The following is a 19,637-nucleotide window of genomic DNA, read 5'->3' on the forward strand; positions in this document are numbered from 1 at the left end:
CGTCACTTTCCTGCTTCCATGCAATCTTTTCGCTTCCGTGCTGCCCTATTTACTTTCATTCCCATTACTTTTATCCCAATCTCCAGGGATTCTGACAATTATATCGGCCCCTTGTCTCTAATCCTTAACCATTATGATAATGGAATTTTTCACAATTCTACAGAATATAAAAACAAGGAACCTTCAAAAAGGCCCCTGTATTATGAAATGTGTATTCTGTTTTCCCTTTACAATCTGCATCCTCATACATTCCTATTAGTATCCGTTCTTCCTTCAGGAATTCTCTTGCAAACTGTCCTTGAATAATTCCACGAACTTTTCCAGGACCCTGTCCATGTCAAGCCAGCCGTTTCGGATGAACTGGTTCGTGTCACTCTGTCCCTGTTTGAACACGTCGCTTTGAACAGATTCCTCTGATATAAACAAATTCATCAGCCGCATTTCAAAAATACGGTTAGCGATAACAATCTGTCCTTCATTTTCTTTCAGAAAACCAAACATAAGGCCAATGTTGATTGATTTTGTATCCGGACTGAAGGCTATCCTCTGCCCTTCATACAGAATTTGCTTCAGCACATCCTTCAGCTCCGGGTACAAATCCAGCTGTCGTACCATGCTGCCGAATAGCGGTATATTTTCATTCAGCAGTATTTTCACCGCCTCCCTCACACCCTCTTCCGTCCATATGTCCCCGCAGTCTGCAAATCCGTCTCTCTCAGGAATATCCTCATCCAGAAACTTACAGAGCGCCGAAACCAGATACGGATAACCAGAAGTATATTCATAAATACAACTGGCCATGGCTTTTACATCCATCCCTGTGCTCTGATCGTCCTCGTATTCCTGCAGCATCCGAGCAATCTGATCTGCAGAAAAACTCATCTCCATATTAAATCTTGCAGCAATATTCCAGGGGCTGTTATACTGATGCTCATCATCCCGACGTATTTTCAGTTTCAGATTTTTGATGTCATACACACCTGCCAATATCACCGAATGGAAGGTGGGACTGCTATCTCTGTCCAGATAATACCGTCTCAACTGTGCCAGAAAGTCAATAAAAATTTGGTTATTTGATGCACCGTCCACTTCGTCTATAATCAAGACAACAGGCTTTTTCGCAGTTTCACACATCCTGCTCAAACCACGGAACAATTTATCCAGCCCTGCTTTTTCCCTGCTTTTCAGAGAAAGCAGTTCCTGATAAGCTTCCGTACACATGTCATTCCGTAATCCCTCTTTCCTGGCATATATTTCTTCCAGATATTCAATAAAGGAAGTCACAAAGGTCGGCCCGTCGGCAAAATTATCCGTCCCCAATGCCTGAAAGTCCATAGACAGAACCGCATAGTCATTCTTCAAATATTCGGCCAGCTCTCTGAGTGTTGTGGTTTTCCCATACTGCCTTCCCCGGTTGATGACAAAATATTTTCCTCTGTCCACATACAGCCGCTTTATCTCATCCAGTCTTTCATCCAGCCGCACCATATAATGAATCCCCGGTCTGCAGCACCCCTCTGTGTTGAAATACCGCCTCATTTTCCTGCCCCTCTTTATCTTTCTGCCATTTCTTCATTTCTTAGAAAAAAGCTTGTCCTGCCGAATCTCCCCGTCGGAAAGCACAACAGCCTCTGACTGTTCATCAAGTCAATAACTTCTTTGCACACTTCACCCGGCACTTCTTCCGATGACAGGCAAATCCGTATTTCAGAATCTTCTCTATCCCGTTCTCCCTCAGCCTGTCTTCGTAATCCATCCTCTCAATCTGCTCCAGAGCTTCCCCGCAGCGTTTCTCCATGTTCTCCGGATCACCCTCCTCGGAATATCTCACCACAATTACAATCCCCAGGCTCTCCTCCTCGCTTTCCACCAGGATATCACTGTACCAGGTATCCGCAAGGATGCCTCTGGGGCCGGATTGCACATTAGACTTCACGTACCATTCCTCCTGATGGCCCAGCAGTCCCAGGAAAATCTCATAATAGAAGTTTTCCTTCCTGTTCTTCCACACACCAGTGTCCCGAATGCTGATAGTCTTCATCAGATAAGAGCAAAAGTACTTCTCTGCCGTCTCCGCGTCTCCTTTTGCAAGGGCCATACAAAAGGCATTCAGTTTCAGGATATCTTTCCCGGCCTCCTCCCGGAACCACTCCAGAATCTTTTCAATGAAAATCTGTCTTATTTCCTGATTGGGGATCACCAGGCGGTAGGTATCTGTATCCAGCCGTTCCCTTTGGGTCAGATACCCTGCGGAAAAGAGTACACTCCACAGGTTATCGGTATTCTCATATAAATCCCGATAGGTCAGCTCCTGATTGATTCTTTTGACGACACCCTCTCCGTTCACCAGATCTTCCAGTTCCCGCCTCGTCCCCGGCCTTGCCTCCTGCAGAAATTTCCGCAGTATGTCATTTTCACTGCTGTTCATCCAGAATGCCCTGGGAAAAGCTTGCCCGTCAGAACGCAATTCCGCGCAGTAATTGACCACATCCCAGGGACAATACACCTGCGCGTTGCCGAACTGATATCCGTCATACCAGGTCCTGACCGTCTCATGATACGCTTCCAGTCCATAGTATTTCAGCATTTCTCTGACTTCCCTGTCAGTAAATCCAAAATATTCGTCAAACCTGATATTCACAATCGACAACGCATTCAGATTGTTCAAACCTGAAAAAATACTTTCCATATGTCTTCCCGCGGAAGACATGGCAATCCTCAGACAGCCCGTCAGCACTGCAAATTCCAGACTGGCGTTGCTTTTCAGTGACTGGCTGAACAGATTTCGAATCAGGCTCACCATCTCATCATAGTATCCGTACTGTTGAGCCTTATCCAGCGGCACATCATATTCGTCAATCAGAAGAATCACTTTCTGACTGTAATGCCGGTGTAAAAGTCTGCACAACGTCAGCAGACTGTCCATCAGCACATCATCTGACATGATAAACTGCGCTTCTCCGCCTGTGCCGATTGTGACAAGCTGCCTGTACCGCTCCTTTTCCTCTTCATCCAGCCTGTCACTCTCTGCCAGAAACCGGAACCGCAGGGCTTCGTTTCCGATAACAGAACACAGCATATTCCGGGCCGTGCCATACGTTCCGGCACTCACACCCTTCAAGGTCACCGAAATGACGGGAAATTTTCCCATATACTGCTCACATTTCCTTTTCTCCCTGCTGATTTCCAGCCCTGCAAACAGCGCACTGTCACAGCCATATTCAAAGAAATATTTCAGCATGTTCATATTCAGGGACTTGCCAAAGCGCCTGGGACGGGTAAAGAGATTTACCTTCCCCCAATTGTCCAGAAGTTCCCCGATTAGTCCGGTCTTATCTACATAATAAAACCCCCGCGTCCGAATTTCCTCAAAGCTTTCAATTCCAATGGGCAGTTTTACCGTTTCTCCCATATCGAAATTCCCCTTCCCCTTTATCGAGCATCACTGCAGTCTGCACATCACCGCGGACTTCACTGAATATATGCTTCCGGCTCATTTAAAATCAAATCCGTGATTCCCTGGCGCTCCAGCGGCTCCATATCCAGCTTATTCCCCGTTGCTTTCTCAGGGAACAGATGGCCGGACATCCAGGCCCTCACCGTGTAGCCTTCGAATCGCCCGGCCGGAAGATCCATTCCCTGCCAGTACGGATGCAGATCGTCGGCGCCGCATCCACCTTTCAGCTTGTACAGACAGTCCGAAATCTTCCTGTCCAGTATGCCGATTCGTGCTTTCGGGTCTATTTCCCGGATATGCTCCAGGGACAGCGCACTAAAAGACGAGTATACAATTCTGTCCTGAAGCTCTCTTCTGTGCACCATCTCAATAATCTGCTCTTCCATTCCTTCATAAGCAAAATTACTGTTCTTCAGCTCTATGTTAATCATCAGTCCTTCCCGCATTCTGGGCTCCAGCAGGTCCAGGACTTCCTCCATGGTGGGAATCTGCTCTGTCTGTCCGTTCCCCGCATCTATCCTCAGTTTTTTCAGCTCTGCCAGTGTAAAGCTCCTGATCTCGCCGATTCTGTCTGTGGTCCGATCCACTTTCTCGTCGTGACATACTACAATTTCGCCATCTCTGGTCAGCTGGATATCCAGCTCGATTCCCGCCAGGCTTTTCAGTGCCGCCGCCTTTTCAAAAGCCAACAATGTGTTCTCCGGAAATGCCTGACTGCATCCTCTGTGTGCCCAAATTCTCATAATTTTCTCCTCTTCCGGGTTCCGCCTTCCCCCACTTTCCTGCTCCATCTTTCTGTATGCCGAAACAACACATTTGCAAGGTTGCAGAGAGATATCCTTATGTCTTCCCGGGAGTTGCTGTCTGTCATACAGATTATTCAAATCTGAAAAATGCTGTCTGCCATACAATACAATGCTGCCTGGATCAGAAATGTGCTGCCGGTAAAGCGGTTTGCCTTATCTATTGGTGCCGTACCAAAAAAGCAACCTTACTTCCCATGGAAGCGGTTGCCTTTCAGTGCTCTCAACCTGTATTCAGATTAACATATTCCGGCTGATACTTCAATAAAATAATTCCCGGAAATTCCCCTCTTCATTCTTTCAGCTTGTCGATATCTGTCAGATTGACGCCTGCAGCATTCAGAATTGCCTTCAGGATTTCTCCTCCAAAAACCGCTCCATCATACCCGCCAGTGCGACAGATTCCCCCCGGGTCAGCTTGAAATTGTTCTGGTCCGTTCCCTTCAGTATGGAGAGAAAGTCGCTTATTTCATACCGCAGGCCGTCTCCCAGAAATATCTCCGAATGCTTTTCCACCTTTCCCGCATCCTCATAGTGCACTTCAAAATAAGAAGTCTTCCACCAGGGCGCTTCCGCCACGATATATCCCTTCGTCCCGGCAATCAAAAGCCGGCCTTCCGACTTTACTCCCAGTCCGCAGGTAGCGGTCGCCAGGCCCGTCGGATATGTGAGAGACACTTTTGTAAATAAGTCCAGCCCGTTTTCTCCTCTGACAGAATCAAATCGAATATCCTTATACTCTTTTCCCAAAAGCTTTAAAATCGGCAGCATACAATAACTTCCCAGCTCCGTGAAGCTGCCCCCGTACTTTCTGTCAGTCAGCTCTCTGCTTTCCGGATTTTCCAGCTTTGTAAAGCAGGCTTCCACATTTCGGATACTGCCGATGGTCCCGCTGCAGGCAACGCCCAATAATTTCTGAAATCCGGGACAATACGCCGTCTTGATTGCCTCCATCAAAATCAATTTCCGTTCCCTGGCCAGCGCAAAAAGCTCCTCCGCCTGCTCCCGCCGCAGGACCATGGGCTTTTCGCAGATTACATGCCTGCCTGCTTCCAGCGCCGCCTTTATATAACCATAATGTGTCTCGTGGGGGGAGGCAATATACACCACATCCACAGCCGCATAGAAGCTTTCCGGCTCCCCATAGGCATCTATCTCCCATTTTTCGGCAAATCGTTCCGCACTCTCTCTGCGGGGGTTATACACGCCCTGGATATTGACGCCGCTGACATGCTTCGCCTCCGGTACAAAACGATTTGCAATCCTTCCGGTTCCGATGATTCCGATTCTCTGAATGTGGCTGCTCTGCTCCCGCAGCATGGTGCTGGAAATATTTTTTGTCCGTTCCAGATAAACTACCTGACAATAATCCTTCAGATACTCAAAGCATCCTACCCAGTCCGAACCTACAGTAAAGATATCGATATTCATCCGTTTGATATCATTGAATTTCTGTCCCGGGGTCTCCTCAATGATAATCTCATCTGCGAACCCGGTCTTTTTCACATTTTCAATACGGGTTACCAGCGAATCCATTACATTCAGCTTTCCTCTGGCCTTGTCGTATGCCTCTGTGGTCACTCCCACAATCAGATAATCACCCAGCGCCTTCGCTCTTTGCAGCAGCCTGTAATGTCCCTCATGAAAGAGATCAAATGTCCCGTATGTTATCACCTTTGTCATCTTAATCTCCACCTGCCTGTCTTCCTGCTTATCTGCCTCTTCCCTGCCTGTCCCCGGTCGGCTGTTCACCTGTCTGAACGTCCGTCCGGCTGACCCGGTCCGGATCTCCTTCTCGGTCTGTCAATCTGTCTTCGTCTGTATCTGTTCACCTGTCATATCCGCCATCCTGTCTCTTCCTGGTTCCGGCTATATGCCTGCCTCCGCTGTCATCGTTCTCTGATTTTCTCACACACAAATCTGTGCAGCTTCTCCCCACAGGTCCCGTCGTTATTAGCGGCAATTTTCTCATAAGCCCTCAGCTGTCTTTCCCTGTCAAAGGAAGCTCCTTTCAGATTCCCGTCCAGGAAATCCTCCAGGGTCTGAAAGGCATTCTCCTCACACGCATACTGCATCCAGTCAGACCCCTCACAGAATCCATCCGCATGCGCCATTAATTCCTCCTCATCGAACACAATCTCCACTTCCCGGTACTCTCCTGTGTCCGGATTAATATCGTACAATTTCCGGTCGAATCCCGAAAACCAGCGTTCAGGCCAGCTGCCTGCAGCTCCCGGCAGAAAATACCCCGGACAGCTGAAAATGAAATATTCATTTTTTTCCTTTTCCAGCACCGGGAAAAACGGCTTCCACTCCCGCAGCTCCCCGGTCTCACGATCCAGACAGAGGAACATATTCCCCCAGTAAGGTGAAAAAATCACCTCTTTCTCTCTGAACATAGCCTGACAGAACGGCCGCTCTCTGGTCTCCAGTCTCTTCGGCAGCTCCCTGCACTGAAAACCGGCCGGCATATCACCGTATTCCCGGGCCTCCCCGGTCTCCGGATTCCAACGTACAATTGTAGTCCCGGAAAAGGGCAGAAGCCAGATATACTGCGCCACAGCGGCATCCTTTCCCCTCATCCTTCCCGCGTCTTTTTCTGAGTCTCTTCCTCCAGTCTCGGGTATCATACCCCCACACCCCTCATAATTCTGCACATTGGCAGTCAGCAGCCCCGCTTTTCCCGTACTGGCTTCTATGGCCAGAATGCGGTTGTCCGCCGGTGAGGCAAGCATCAGGAAACCATTCCAGACACAGCTCCCTCCCACACGCCGTTTTTCCTCCACAATTTGTATGAAGACATCATTGTATCCTCTGATATAGTCCACCCTGTCCTTTTCCGTATCATATCTGACAATGGCCGGATAGCGCAGGGGAATCAGGAACAGGTACTGTCCGATTCCCCATGCTCCCGCAAAAGCGCCGCCCTGCTCCACGCAGCGCACCAGCGGCACTCTCCGTTCTATCCTGCCTCCTGCGACCACCAGAATCTCCTGGGCATTGGCCGGACACACATACACCTTTCCGCCGATTTCCCATGTGCTGGAATAATAGCCTCCGGAGGCATACGCGGACAAATCACAGTAATATCTGTAATGATAATCATTTCCCGGAGCATGATACAGCTTGTTCCCCTGTGTGATAATCCACTGGTCCTTCCCGTCTGTTCGAAATCCCCGGATAATTTCTCCCCTCCAGTCTTCCGCCCCCGGTGCCTTGTCCAGGCTGTTATTCACGATAAACAACGGCTTCCCCGCCATGCCGAACAGAGAGGTCACCGATGTGGCACTGTCTCCGATATAGGCATCACAATAAGAAATGGTTTCGGTAATGTCAGGAGTCTCATCATAAATGCCCAGGTCCTGTTCCAGGAAAAGCTTTTTCAGCTTATCGTAAAGGGGCCTGTACTCCGGCCTCAGGGAATCAAAAGTGGATTCCAGCAGCGGATGCGGCCGCCACATCAGACAGACATCCTCCCTGCCCTGAAAGCAGCGGAAAATATAAGCCATTTTCTTCAGAAACCTGGGAGTATCTCCCAGCATGCCATTGATGCTGGTATTGTAAAAACAGACCTTCCTGCCGTCCATTTTCTTCTTCCAGTCCTCCGGCGGTGTGCCCGGACTGGCACACATTCGGATAATTCTGTCGAACTTTGGGGAACCCAATGCCAGAAATTTACTGTCAGGCAAATCCGAATCGAAAAATTTCCGATACTTTGCCGACTGGATGACAATGTAATCCGCATAGTAATAAGCCATACATTGCTCCTGGCCTTCGGACATTCCGCCTGTCGTTGTATAATAAGGTATATATACTAATTTATCAACGTATTTTTTTATCTCACTGGAATAAAACCCGGGCTCCACGCTGGTCACATAATTTCCCTGGTCATAGGGATTATGAATATAGGCGATATCCGGCCTGCGCTCCTCCAGACGATAATTCTCATAATAGACAATCGGCACATATTCCGGCAGACTTCCCCCTTCGTAATGATAGACTCCCAGCGAGCCATCCCTGTTCCGATCATAATAGGGAATCGGCACCACATAGGCGTCGCAGTCCGGGTCCCCATTGGCTGCCATCCAGACGCTCTCCAGCGAGTCCCACATGGAGGCCTTATAAGGGAAAAATACCACTTCCAGTCTTACTTTTATATCATTTCTGATACTGTTCTCAATCTGCAGCAGCGCTTTGCGGAGCTTTTTATAAATCCTGTTTTCGTTTATGGCCTCATCCACACTGCCATTTATCTCTTCATAAATCCGATAAGCCAGCTCACAGTATGACTCCAGAAGCGGAATCGTCGCCGCCTCTTCTCCTTCTGTCTTCTCAATCAGATTTCCCAGCTGTACGGCGCCCTCCTGGCACTGGGCAAGCAAATCCATGGCCGCCGCCCTGTTCTTCTTCCCGATTTCTTTCCTGATCTCATCATGTGCCTGGGCAAGCAGCTTTGCGAAATCCTGCGCCTGCTTTTTCTGTGCTCTTCTCATATTTCGTTCGCTTTCCCTGTTATATTTTTACCGAATTCTGCTGTTCTCCAAACAAGCCAAAACCAGATTCCGCTGTTTCATACTTCCGGCAGCCGCTCCCTTACCTGATGTCAATATAATACTTTCTATCCACATTCAGCAGCCAGGCCAGGTAGCAAAATGCACTGTTGGACATAATCATCGCCTTACATTTGCTCATCAGCTGCATGTCCATATAATTTCTTCCATGTGTATTTCCTTCCACATAGGTAACATTTTTAAACTTTCCGAATCCCAGGTCATTTCCATGCTCCTTACACCAGGGGATATCATCGGAAAAAACGAACAGCTCCCACTGTCCCGGGATGGTGAGCTTAAATTTATCAATACAATAGCGATACCATTTGGGATCCATAGCCCATCCCACTGTCACATAATCCCCCCTGCGAATGTGCAGCGACACCGAGTTCACACTCTGAATCCGGTGGAGATACTCCCGGTTGCCCTGATCTTTTATCTCCGGAAATGTGAAATCCTTCAGAAGCACTTCCCGGTATCGCTCAAACCACTTTCCGTTCACCCAATATCCATGATAGTACACATCATCCGGCATATCCTGAATCTCCGGACAGTACTGATTCGTAGGGGTCTGGACCACTCTGCCGTCAAAAGGATTGAAGGTTCTGTATCCATCCCCCACCTCAGATATCATATACATTTCAATGCCATTCTCATTCAGAATCTGGGGCACACTCTTGCCCCTTCGGCGCTCCTCCAGAATAAATTCCCACACCTCTGCGTCAAAGCATTCGCTCAGCATATGCGGCCTGATTCCGAATACTTTTTCCAGCTCATAACCGTTATGTACGGTATTTAACGCAAAGTAGGAGTCATCCATATAGATTACTTCTCCCGGATGTGACAGCTCATAGTCTCTGGTAAAAATATACTGAAATGCCTGATTGGCCAGGCCGCCGTTGAGGAACTGTATTCTCATCTGCCATTCGACCTCTTGCTTATTTTCATCCTTGTAACAGCTCAGACAGGTTACTGAGCCGTTACTCACTTTCCCAATATAACTTCACAGGCCCGGAATCTCATAGCACCGGCTTCGCTGTCAGCTGCTCCTTCCATCTCCGAATCTCTGCGTCGTCAGGCAGCATGTGCTCAAGCTGATTCACTACCCCCAGAGCCGCCTCCCGCTGTCCTGCGTCAATCAATACACGTATCTTCGTTTTGATCTGCCTGGCCAGTATCTGAAACTCTCCCGCGGCCTGCTGGGCTTCCTGCTTCTGTCTCTCCATCTCTCTGTTCAGCCATGTGAGATAACGCTTCATCACACTGTCCAGTCCCGGCATCAGCTTTCTGATTGCTTTTATGGCCTCCACCGCCTTATCATATCTGCCTGCGTCTATCTCATCCAGCATATCTTTCATATGGTATGCCGCCTGACATTCCACCGAAAGGACATCCGGCATTTTTTCGATAGTTTCCGGACGGTATACCTGATCACACAATGTGGTCAGACAATTCGCATATTCCCGAAGCCCCTTCTCTATGTCCTCAATGATGGCATTCTCGTCACCGCTCACGGAACCTGCCCCTGTCTCTATGCCTATATCAGCTGTCTTCTTTGTGCTGTGTGCACTGTAATAAGCCCTCCACACCAGCATTCTCAAAGAATCCGGCGCCATTGCCCCGCTAATCTGGTCATTCCACCACTCGATATCCGCACTTCCACTTGCACCATAGAAGTTCAGGACCTCGTTATTCCATATATAAAAAGGAATCTGCTCCAGGATCCGGCTTCTGGCCACTCCCAGCTTCTCTGCCGCTGTCAGCATATCGCAGGCCTTCATCAGCGGCATACTCTGATTCATTTTTTCCCACACTTCCCCGGCAAGCTTTTCCACTTCCTCCGGAGTGTATCTGTACTCTTTTTCAAAAGCGCTCTCCGCGCTGTCTTCCTCCTGCCCTTCTGACTCTTTTTCCTCCGTCTCGGCTGCGGCATTCACAATTCCCGCCAGCTTAAAAAACCAGTGATCGGATTCCACACCTGCGAAACTGGCTATTGTCTTCACATTATTTCCATACCACCCGCAGACTTCCCTTATGGTATCCACCATGTACTGCTCCAGTTCTTTGCGGCGCATAATTATACTGCACATCTTAATATAGTACGTTCTCTCCTCCGCACCGGCGTCCGGAATCCGCCCCACAATGGCCCGGATCATCTCATTACTGATAAATATGGCATTCCCCTGCCACTCCAACGCCTGAAACCATTCCCAGGCAGTCACAGCCTCCCCCAGGCGGGAAGCAGCCCGCACGCCATTCCCCAGCACCACACTGCGATTCCGGGGCTCAAAGCATTCGCTGGTCATAATGGTAACATATTCAATATAAGTGTCCGGGTTCTTCTGATACTTCTGCCATACATCCCAGTACATTCTGACATGTTCCATGCATTTCTCATATTCGTTTTTTTCTATGTATGCGATGGCTAAATCCCCGGATATCACTGCGCGCACCAGGGGATCCAGCTTTTCCTCCGCCAGATGCTTTTCGCCTCTCTCTATGGCATCATCATATCGTTTCAGCTGAATATAGCAGTCAATTTCATTGGAAAAAAGAGAATTCAGACAAAAATCCTCCTCCACCTTTCCCTTTTTGAACCAGGAAATCCCGTCCAGAGACATTTCAAGAGACTTCTCCGGCTGTTCTATGGCATTATACTCCTGTGCCAGCTGCAAAGTATGCTTCATATTTCGCGGCGATTTCTCGTGCTCTTTCAAAAGCAGGCTCACATTCCGCATGGAATGCGCTCTTGCGTCCTCCCTTGACTTAAACGCATACCCATAATGATGAACGTATGCCGTAAATTTCTTCACCTCTCCCGGCACTCTGTTAAAATTCTCATGAATAGAATAGACAAACTTAATATCCGGCTCAAGACGTACCATTCTGCCCACCGGCAAATCAGCGAACACATTGCTGCCATCCGCCAGATAGTTCCTCTGAATATAAGCCCCCAGACCGTATTTCTTATATTCTCCGGAGTTGAAAAATTCAATGAACTCCGTCACGTCCTCAAACCACTCGTCATCGTCCAGGAACATGAACCACTTTCCCTTCGCCTGCCGCAGCCCTGCATTTCTCGCCTTGGAAAAGTCATTGCACCACTCAAAGTCAATGATATGATCTGTATATTCCTCAATGATACTCCGCACCTGCTCACCGCAGCCTGTGTCTGTCAGAATCAGTTCCGACGGCACCTGCTCCAGTATAGGCTTTATGGAATCCAGACACTTCCGCACAGTAGCCGGACGATTGGAAATCAAAAGTGATATGGTCAGTAAAATTTTCTTGCTCATTGTTGTCGCTTTCCTCCGTATCTGCCTGATTATCGCTTCCCACGCTCTTATCTATTATATCGCCATTTCACTGCATTCTGCAAGTCTCTTCCCATACTATTTGAACGACTATCTGAACCAGTCTATTTTGTAAGCTCTGCTATATTAATACTCAAATCACCGTAAATTCCAACCAGAATATCCCGTTCAAAAGGAAATATAACCGGAGCCGCATCTTCCTCAAACCGATAAACCGTAGTACACTTTTTAACCGGGTCTACAATCCAGTACTCCTTCACTCCGGCCTCCATATACAATACCATTTTCGTTCCATAATCCATTTTGCGGCTTCCCGGAGATACCACCTCTATGACAAAATCCGGTGCGCCATTGCAGCAGCGGTCTGTCAATTTACTTTTATCGCAGATTACACTGATATCCGGCTCCACCCATCTTCTGTCATCCGCATTCAGATTCACGGCAAACGGAGCCGGAATAATCTCACATTCTCCCTGATTTTTTTTAATATAATTTCCTATTGTTCTCGACAGCTGAAATGTCAGCTTCTGATGAATATAATCAGGCGGAGCCATGTTAAAAAATTCTCCGTCTATCAATTCCGCCCTCTCGCCTTCCGGCAGATTCCAATAGTCATCTGATGTGTACATACCTTGCCTCAGCAACTCCATCCTGAACTCCTTTCTTCGTCTTGCCAGTCGCCTTTCCCTGCGATTTCCCTCTGCGCTGTGCCATTCTATCATACCGTATTTCACGTAAATATGCAAATGCAAAGAATTTCTCTTTTCAGGAAACCCTTTTCTTTGTTTCTTTTCACTTAAAACTCTTCCTCTGAAATTCAGCAGAAACGCTATCTAAATCTTAGAAATGATAATTTGAACTTTTTAACCGGAATTTATCGTCCAACTGTAAATAGTTTAATGCATATCCTACAACTTGTCAAGAAAAAATACGGTGCAGGATAAATCCTGCACCGCATCTCCAGTCCCATCCGGGACACTCACAATTAACCTAACAGAGACAGCACGCCCTGATTGCTCTGGTTGGACTGTGCCAGCATTGCCTGACCAGCCTGTGCCAGAATCTGGTTGTTGGAATACGTAACCATCTGGGTTGCCATATCTGTATCGCGGATCTGGCTCTCTGCTGCGGTGGTATTCTCCACAACGTTATCCAGGTTGGCAATGGTGTGCTCCAGTCTGTTCTGGATGGCACCGAGAGTTGCTCTCTGATCAGATACCTTCTGCAGCGCATCTGCAATTACGTCGATAGCTGCAGTTGCCTTCTTGTCATTGTCACCGCTTACATCCAGACCATTCACGCCCAGCCCTCTCGCACTCATCTGTGCAATGTTCATGGCGATCTTGTTGTCATCGGAAGAGTCGGCTCCTACATGCAGGCTCAGGTCAATGGCATCGTTTACATCGGCAAAGGCTTCGAATTTCAGTTTTACCTGGGTTCCTTCTGTATAGGAGGTAACAGTCTTAATATCCTCGCCATACTCATGCTTAATGGCTGCCATCATGGCATCCATGCTGGAGAAGGCCTTCAAATCGCCGCCGGTTACGTTGGCAGCTTCGTTAAGCTTCTCAACTGCAGCATTTACACTCAGCTTGCTGGCTGTACTTGCAGCATTTGTCTTTGTTGTATTAGAAACAAAGAGATATGTTGTCTGGCCGATCTTAATTGCTTTACCGGAAATACTTGTAGTTGTACTAACCTGTGATGCAATCTGGGAAGTTCCGCCACCGGGAACAGTAGTACCGTTTAATGCCAGATTTGACACAGAAGTCATTGCTTTGCTTGCTGTACCGGTCTTGGCATTAAAGTTGATATCTGAAGTAACTCCTGCCGAGTTCATAGCAGCCGTAGCCAGCTTATAGGTGAGCTTTCCGGCAGTTCCGCCGTTGCTTCCCTTCAGCAGATAGGTCTCGTTGAACTTCGTGGTGTTGGATACACGGTCAATTTCGGTTACCAGCTGATCAACTTCGCTCTGGATTGCAGCGCGGTCGCTCTCGGACATGGTTCCGTTGGCTGCCTTTACTGCCAGCTCGTTCATTCTCTGAAGCATGTCATGTACTTCAGTCAAGGCACCTTCTGCAGTCTGCACTGCGCTGATGCCATCCTGAGCATTGGCAGATGCCTGGGTCAGACCTCTGATCTGCTTTCTCATCTTCTCGGAAATTGCCAGTCCTGCCGCATCATCTGCTGCACGATTGATCTTGTATCCGGATGACAGCTTCTCAGTTGCCTTCGCCTGGGCTCCTGTAGTGATTCCTAACATTCTGTTAGAGTTCATTGCTGTTAAATTATGCTGTACTACCATGATAATTCCTCCTTGAAATAATGGATTGCCGCTTCCCTGCGGCGGTTTGGGCTCTGCCCTCATCCGGTTCGCACGTCCGTCTGCAGAACAGATCATAGCGGGATTCGAACACAATCGTGCGCATTGCTTCAAAATCCCCGGTAAGCTGAACAGAATTTCTGTTCACCACTTCACTTAATAACTATATCGGATGCTTTTTTTAATACTTTAGGTGTTGGATACATTTTTTACAGCTGATATTATCTCCTGTTCAGACTAAAATACGAAAATACGGTACAGGAAAATCCTGTACCGTATCCTTTCGCTCCATACAGAGCATCCTGGTTTATACTTTTAACCAGCAATGTCACAATTAGCCTAACAGAGACAGCACGCCCTGATTGCTCTGGTTGGACTGTGCCAGCATTGCCTGACCAGCCTGTGCCAGAATCTGGTTGTTGGAATACGTAACCATCTGGGTTGCCATATCTGTATCGCGGATCTGGCTCTCTGCTGCGGTAGTATTCTCCACAACGTTATCCAGGTTGGCAATGGTGTGCTCCAGTCTGTTCTGGATGGCACCAAGGGTTGCTCTCTGATCAGATACCTTCTGCAGCGCATCTGCGATTACGTCGATAGCTGCAGTTGCCTTCTTGTCATTGTCACCGCTCAGATCCAGACCGTTCACACCCAGTCCCCTTGCACTCATCTGTGCAATGTTCATGGCGATCTTGTTGTCATCGGAAGAATCAGCGCCCACATGCAGGCTCAGGTCGATAGCATCGTTTACATCGGCAAAGGCTTCGAATTTCAGCTTTACAGTGGAACCTTCTGTATAGGAGGTAACTGTCTTGATATCCTCACCGTATTTGTGCTTGATTTCTGCCATCATGGCATCCATGCTGGAGAAGGCTCTAATAGTATTATTGCCGCTCTCATTGATAGCTTTAACAGCAGCATTTACACTCAATTTTGTAGCAGATGCAGCTGCTGTTGTATCTTTGGTCGTGTTCGAAACAAAATAATAGGTAATTGTTCCTATCTGAACACTCTTTCCGGCAATCTTGGTAATTGTGGCTGCACCTGTCGCACTGGTTGCCAAAGTACTTACTTTGGTTGTATTGGATATCGTAGCCATAGCTTTGCTTGCCGTGCCTGTCTTGGCATCAAAAGTAATACCTGAATTTGCAGCTGTCATAGCAGCTGTAGCCAGCTTATAGGTGAGCTTTCCGGCAGTTCCGCCGTTGCTTCCCTTCAGCAGATAGGTCTCGTTGAACTTCGTGGTGTTGGATACACGGTCAATTTCGGTTACCAGCTGATCAACTTCGCTCTGGATTGCAGCGCGGTCGCTCTCGGACATGGTTCCGTTGGCTGCCTTTACTGCCAGCTCGTTCATTCTCTGAAGCATGTCATGTACTTCAGTCAAGGCACCTTCTGCAGTCTGCACTGCGCTGATGCCATCCTGAGCGTTGGCAGATGCCTGAGTCAGACCTCTGATCTGCTTTCTCATCTTCTCGGAAATTGCCAGTCCTGCTGCATCATCTGCCGCACGGTTGATCTTGTATCCGGATGACAGCTTCTCAGTTGCCTTCGCCTGAGCGCCTGTGGTAATTCCTAACATTCTGTTAGAGTTCATTGCTGTTAAATTGTGCTGTACTACCATTGATAATTCCTCCTTGAAATAATGGATTGCCGCTTCCCTGCGGCGGTTTGGGATCTGCCCCCGTCCGGTTCGCACGTCCGTCTGCGGGTCAGATCATAACGGGATTCGAACACAATCGTGCGCATTGCTTCGAAATCCCCGGTAAGCTGAACAGAATTTCTGTTCACTACTTCACTTAATATCTATATCGGACGCTTTTTTTAATACTTTAGGTGTTTGATACATTTTTTACAGCTGATATTATCCCCTGTTCAGACTAAAATACGGTGCAGGATAAATCCTGCACCGTATCTTCAGTCCCATTCGGGACATCTGGTCTGTACTTTTAACCAGCAATGTCACAATTAGCCTAACAGAGACAGCACGCCCTGATTGCTCTGGTTGGACTGTGCCAGCATCGCCTGACCAGCCTGTGCCAGAATCTGGTTGTTGGAATACGTAACCATCTGGGTTGCCATATCTGTATCGCGGATCTGGCTCTCTGCTGCAGTGGTATTCTCCACAACGTTATCCAGGTTGGCGATGGTGTGCTCCAGTCTGTTCTGGATGGCACCAAGGGTTGCTCTCTGATCAGATACCTTCTGCAATGCATCTGCGATTACGTCGATAGCTGCAGTTGCCTTCTTGTCGTTGTCACCGCTCAGATCCAGACCGTTCACACCCAGTCCTCTCGCACTCATCTGTGCAATGTTCATGGCGATCTTGTTGTCATCGGAAGAGTCGGCTCCTACATGCAGACTCAGGTCAATGGCATCATTTACATCGGCAAAGGCTTCGAATTTCAGCTTCACAGAAGAACCTTCTGTATAGGAGGTAACTGTCTTGATATCCTCACCGTATTTGTGCTTGATTTCAGCCATCATGGCATCCATACTGGAGAAGGCTTTCAGGTTGTCGTTTCCGGCATCATTGATCTCCTTCACAGCTGCATTCACGCTTAACTTACTGAGAGAAGCCGGCGCGCCATCTACCTTAGTGGTATTGGAGACAAATACATACGTTGTCTGGCCTATTGTAATTGTCTTCCCGGCAACATTGGTCACTGTACTGATTGCAGAACTAATAGTCTGGTCTCCCAATTGAGCCCCTGCTCCCAAAGCAACAGGCGCCATACTTGTCATAGCCTTGCTTGCTGTACCAGTCTTAGCATCAAAATTGATATCGGAAGCAACTCCTGCCGAGTTCATAGCAGCCGTAGCCAGCTTATAGGTGAGCTTTCCGGCAGTTCCGCCGTTGCTTCCCTTCAGCAGATAGGTCTCATTGAACTTCGTGGTGTTGGATACACGGTCAATTTCGGTTACCAGCTGATCAACTTCACTCTGGATTGCAGCGCGGTCGCTCTCGGACATGGTTCCGTTGGCTGCCTTTACTGCCAGCTCATTCATTCTCTGAAGCATGTCATGCACTTCAGTCAAGGCTCCTTCTGCAGTCTGCACTGCGCTGATGCCGTCCTGAGCGTTGGCAGATGCCTGAGTCAGACCTCTGATCTGCTTTCTCATCTTCTCGGAAATTGCCAGTCCTGCTGCATCATCTGCCGCACGGTTGATCTTGTATCCGGATGACAGCTTCTCAGTTGCCTTCGCCTGAGCGCCTGTGGTAATTCCTAACATTCTGTTAGAGTTCATTGCTGTTAAATTGTGCTGTACTACCATTGATAATTCCTCCTTGAAATAATGGATTGCCGCTTCCCTGCGGCGGTTTTTTGTGTGCAGCATGTTACTTTTCATGCCTGAAACACATACAGGCATTAATATATGCTGCGAGAGTCAATACCTCCTGCCTGCGGAGATGTATTGACTTTGGCCTGCCTCTGTCCGGTTCGCACGTCCGTCCCTCAGCCTGGCCGTAATGAGACTTTTATACAATCGTGCGCATTGCTCTGAAGTCTCTGCAGTGAGCCGGAAATTACCCGACTCACATTCATTCTTTATATCGGCTGAACTTTTGGTTATATTAATACTTTAAAAAAATTTTTCAGTTCTATCCGCCCGATTATTATTATTTCTTTTTACATTTGATTATGCTTTCTGCTTCTAAAACGAAACATCATTGAAAATCCGGCTTATTTATATCAGAAAATGCCGCACCCACGATTGTAAAACGTAAATGCGGCAGTCTCTTCCTTTTTGAGGTATATAATATCTCAAACAAATATTTGAACCGTTATTGATATTCTCTTACTGGCTTACAGCTGCACCTTCAGCTCGCCTTACTGAAGCAATGACAATACACCGGAAGTTGCCTGGTTAGACTGTGCCAGCATTGCCTGACCTGCCTGCGCCAGAATCTGATTGTTGGAGTACTCCACCATCTGCGTCGCCATGTCTGTATCACGAATGGATGCTTCGGCTGCTGTGGTATTTTCTACTACATTATCCAGGTTTGCAATGGTATGCTCAAGTCTGTTCTGAATAGCACCCAGCGCCGAACGCTGTGCGGAAACTCTCTGAAGCGCTTCGGCAACCGTATCAATGGCAGCTGTAGCAGCATCTCCCGTGTCACCGCTTACATCCAGACCGTTCAATGACAAGCCTCTTGAACTGAGCATGGACAGATTCATATAAATTTTATTGTCAAGTGAAGAATCTGTTCCTACATGCAGACTCAGGTCAATCGGATCGTTCACATCCGCAAAAGTTTCAATCCTAAGTCTTAATGAATTATCATCAGCCACATAAGTGGTAATAGCTCTGATATCTTCACCATACTGTGACTTCAGCGCATTCATCAGCTCATTCATGCTGCCAAACGCCTTTATATTTGGATTACTTGTCTCATTGATATCTTTTACTACAGAACTGACACTCATCTTTGTGGCAGAAGCAGGGGTCGGATTTGCCACCAGCTTTGTATTCTCTACCAGAACATAAGTAGTATTGCCGATGGGTCCTACAGTTTTGGAAGAGTATTCTGTGGTCTTCTGCGCCTCACTGCTCATTCCTGTATTACCCGGACTCGGGAATCCTGTATAATTGCTGGCTACAGCTACCCCAATCGTACCAGTCGCTTTATTAATCTCGGCAATCCCATTCGCTGTCGCAAAGTCATCCTTTAACGCTGCTTCTGCCAGATCATAACTCAACTTACCCATGGTGCCGCCATTGCTGCCTCTGAGCAAATAAGTCTCATTGAATTTCGTTGTGGTGGAAACTCTGTCAATTTCCATTACCAGCTGATCTACTTCATTCTGAACAGCAGCTCTGTCAGATACAGACAAGGTTCCGTTCGCCGCCTTTACGGTCAGTTCTGTCAGTCTCTGAATCATGTCATGCACTTCGTTCAGAGCACCGTCAGCTGTCTGCACCGCACTGATGCCATCCTGAGCATTCAGGGAAGCCTGCGTCAGACCTCTGATCTGCTTTCTCATCTTCTCACTGATGGCAAGCCCTGCCGCATCGTCTGCCGCGCGATTAATCTTATAACCAGAAGACAGCTTCTCAGTAGCTTTCGCCTGAGAGGATGTCGTTATCCCCAGCATTCTGTTTGAATTCATTGCCGTAAGATTATGCTTTACTATCATTCCCATTTCTCTATTCCTCCTTGAATATATGCCGTCCAGACGGCTT

Annotated in this window: 12 protein-coding genes; all 12 read right to left on the reverse strand. The window is 47.9% G+C overall.

Annotation, left to right across the window (positions count from 1 at the left end; genetic code table 11):
- Positions 1–273 precede the first annotated feature (273 nt).
- On the reverse strand, positions 274–1,539 hold the full coding sequence (locus NSB25_RS15810; RefSeq protein ID WP_103237650.1) for an ATP-binding protein: 1,266 nt from the start codon (positions 1,537–1,539) through the stop codon (positions 274–276).
- A gap of 103 nt (positions 1,540–1,642) precedes the next feature.
- Positions 1,643–3,412: an AAA family ATPase gene (locus NSB25_RS15815; protein WP_103237651.1), complete on the reverse strand. Its 1,770-nt coding sequence runs from the start codon at positions 3,410–3,412 to the stop codon at positions 1,643–1,645.
- 59 nt (positions 3,413–3,471) lie between these two features.
- Positions 3,472–4,200, reverse strand: coding sequence for a glycerophosphodiester phosphodiesterase family protein (locus NSB25_RS15820; protein ID WP_103237723.1), 729 nt, complete (start codon positions 4,198–4,200; stop codon positions 3,472–3,474).
- A gap of 411 nt (positions 4,201–4,611) precedes the next feature.
- The gene (locus tag NSB25_RS15825) at positions 4,612–5,943 is read right to left on the reverse strand and encodes a Gfo/Idh/MocA family oxidoreductase (protein ID WP_103237724.1); all 1,332 of its coding nucleotides are present in this window, start codon (positions 5,941–5,943) and stop codon (positions 4,612–4,614) included.
- A 206-nt stretch (positions 5,944–6,149) separates the two neighbouring features.
- Positions 6,150–8,753, reverse strand: coding sequence for a hypothetical protein (locus NSB25_RS15830; RefSeq protein ID WP_103237652.1), 2,604 nt, complete (start codon positions 8,751–8,753; stop codon positions 6,150–6,152).
- Positions 8,754–8,853: 100 nt separating this feature from the next.
- Complete coding sequence (locus NSB25_RS15835; RefSeq protein ID WP_103237653.1) at positions 8,854–9,729, reverse strand: alpha-1,2-fucosyltransferase; 876 nt, start codon at positions 9,727–9,729, stop codon at positions 8,854–8,856.
- A 100-nt stretch (positions 9,730–9,829) separates the two neighbouring features.
- The gene (locus NSB25_RS15840; protein WP_103237654.1) at positions 9,830–12,106 is read right to left on the reverse strand and encodes a glycosyltransferase; all 2,277 of its coding nucleotides are present in this window, start codon (positions 12,104–12,106) and stop codon (positions 9,830–9,832) included.
- Between the two features lie 122 nt (positions 12,107–12,228).
- Complete coding sequence (locus NSB25_RS15845) at positions 12,229–12,753, reverse strand: Uma2 family endonuclease (protein ID WP_242982241.1); 525 nt, start codon at positions 12,751–12,753, stop codon at positions 12,229–12,231.
- Positions 12,754–13,109: 356 nt separating this feature from the next.
- Complete coding sequence (locus NSB25_RS15850) at positions 13,110–14,429, reverse strand: flagellin N-terminal helical domain-containing protein (RefSeq protein ID WP_103237726.1); 1,320 nt, start codon at positions 14,427–14,429, stop codon at positions 13,110–13,112.
- Positions 14,430–14,781: 352 nt separating this feature from the next.
- Positions 14,782–16,071: a flagellin N-terminal helical domain-containing protein gene (locus NSB25_RS15855; RefSeq protein ID WP_103237655.1), complete on the reverse strand. Its 1,290-nt coding sequence runs from the start codon at positions 16,069–16,071 to the stop codon at positions 14,782–14,784.
- Positions 16,072–16,415: 344 nt separating this feature from the next.
- The gene (locus NSB25_RS15860) at positions 16,416–17,723 is read right to left on the reverse strand and encodes a flagellin N-terminal helical domain-containing protein (RefSeq protein ID WP_103237727.1); all 1,308 of its coding nucleotides are present in this window, start codon (positions 17,721–17,723) and stop codon (positions 16,416–16,418) included.
- A gap of 557 nt (positions 17,724–18,280) precedes the next feature.
- Positions 18,281–19,591, reverse strand: coding sequence for a flagellin N-terminal helical domain-containing protein (locus NSB25_RS15865; RefSeq protein WP_103237728.1), 1,311 nt, complete (start codon positions 19,589–19,591; stop codon positions 18,281–18,283).
- Positions 19,592–19,637: the final 46 nt, after the last annotated feature.

Origin of the sequence: Acetatifactor muris (assembly GCF_024623325.1) — a bacterium.
GTDB lineage: Bacteria > Bacillota > Clostridia > Lachnospirales > Lachnospiraceae > Acetatifactor > Acetatifactor muris.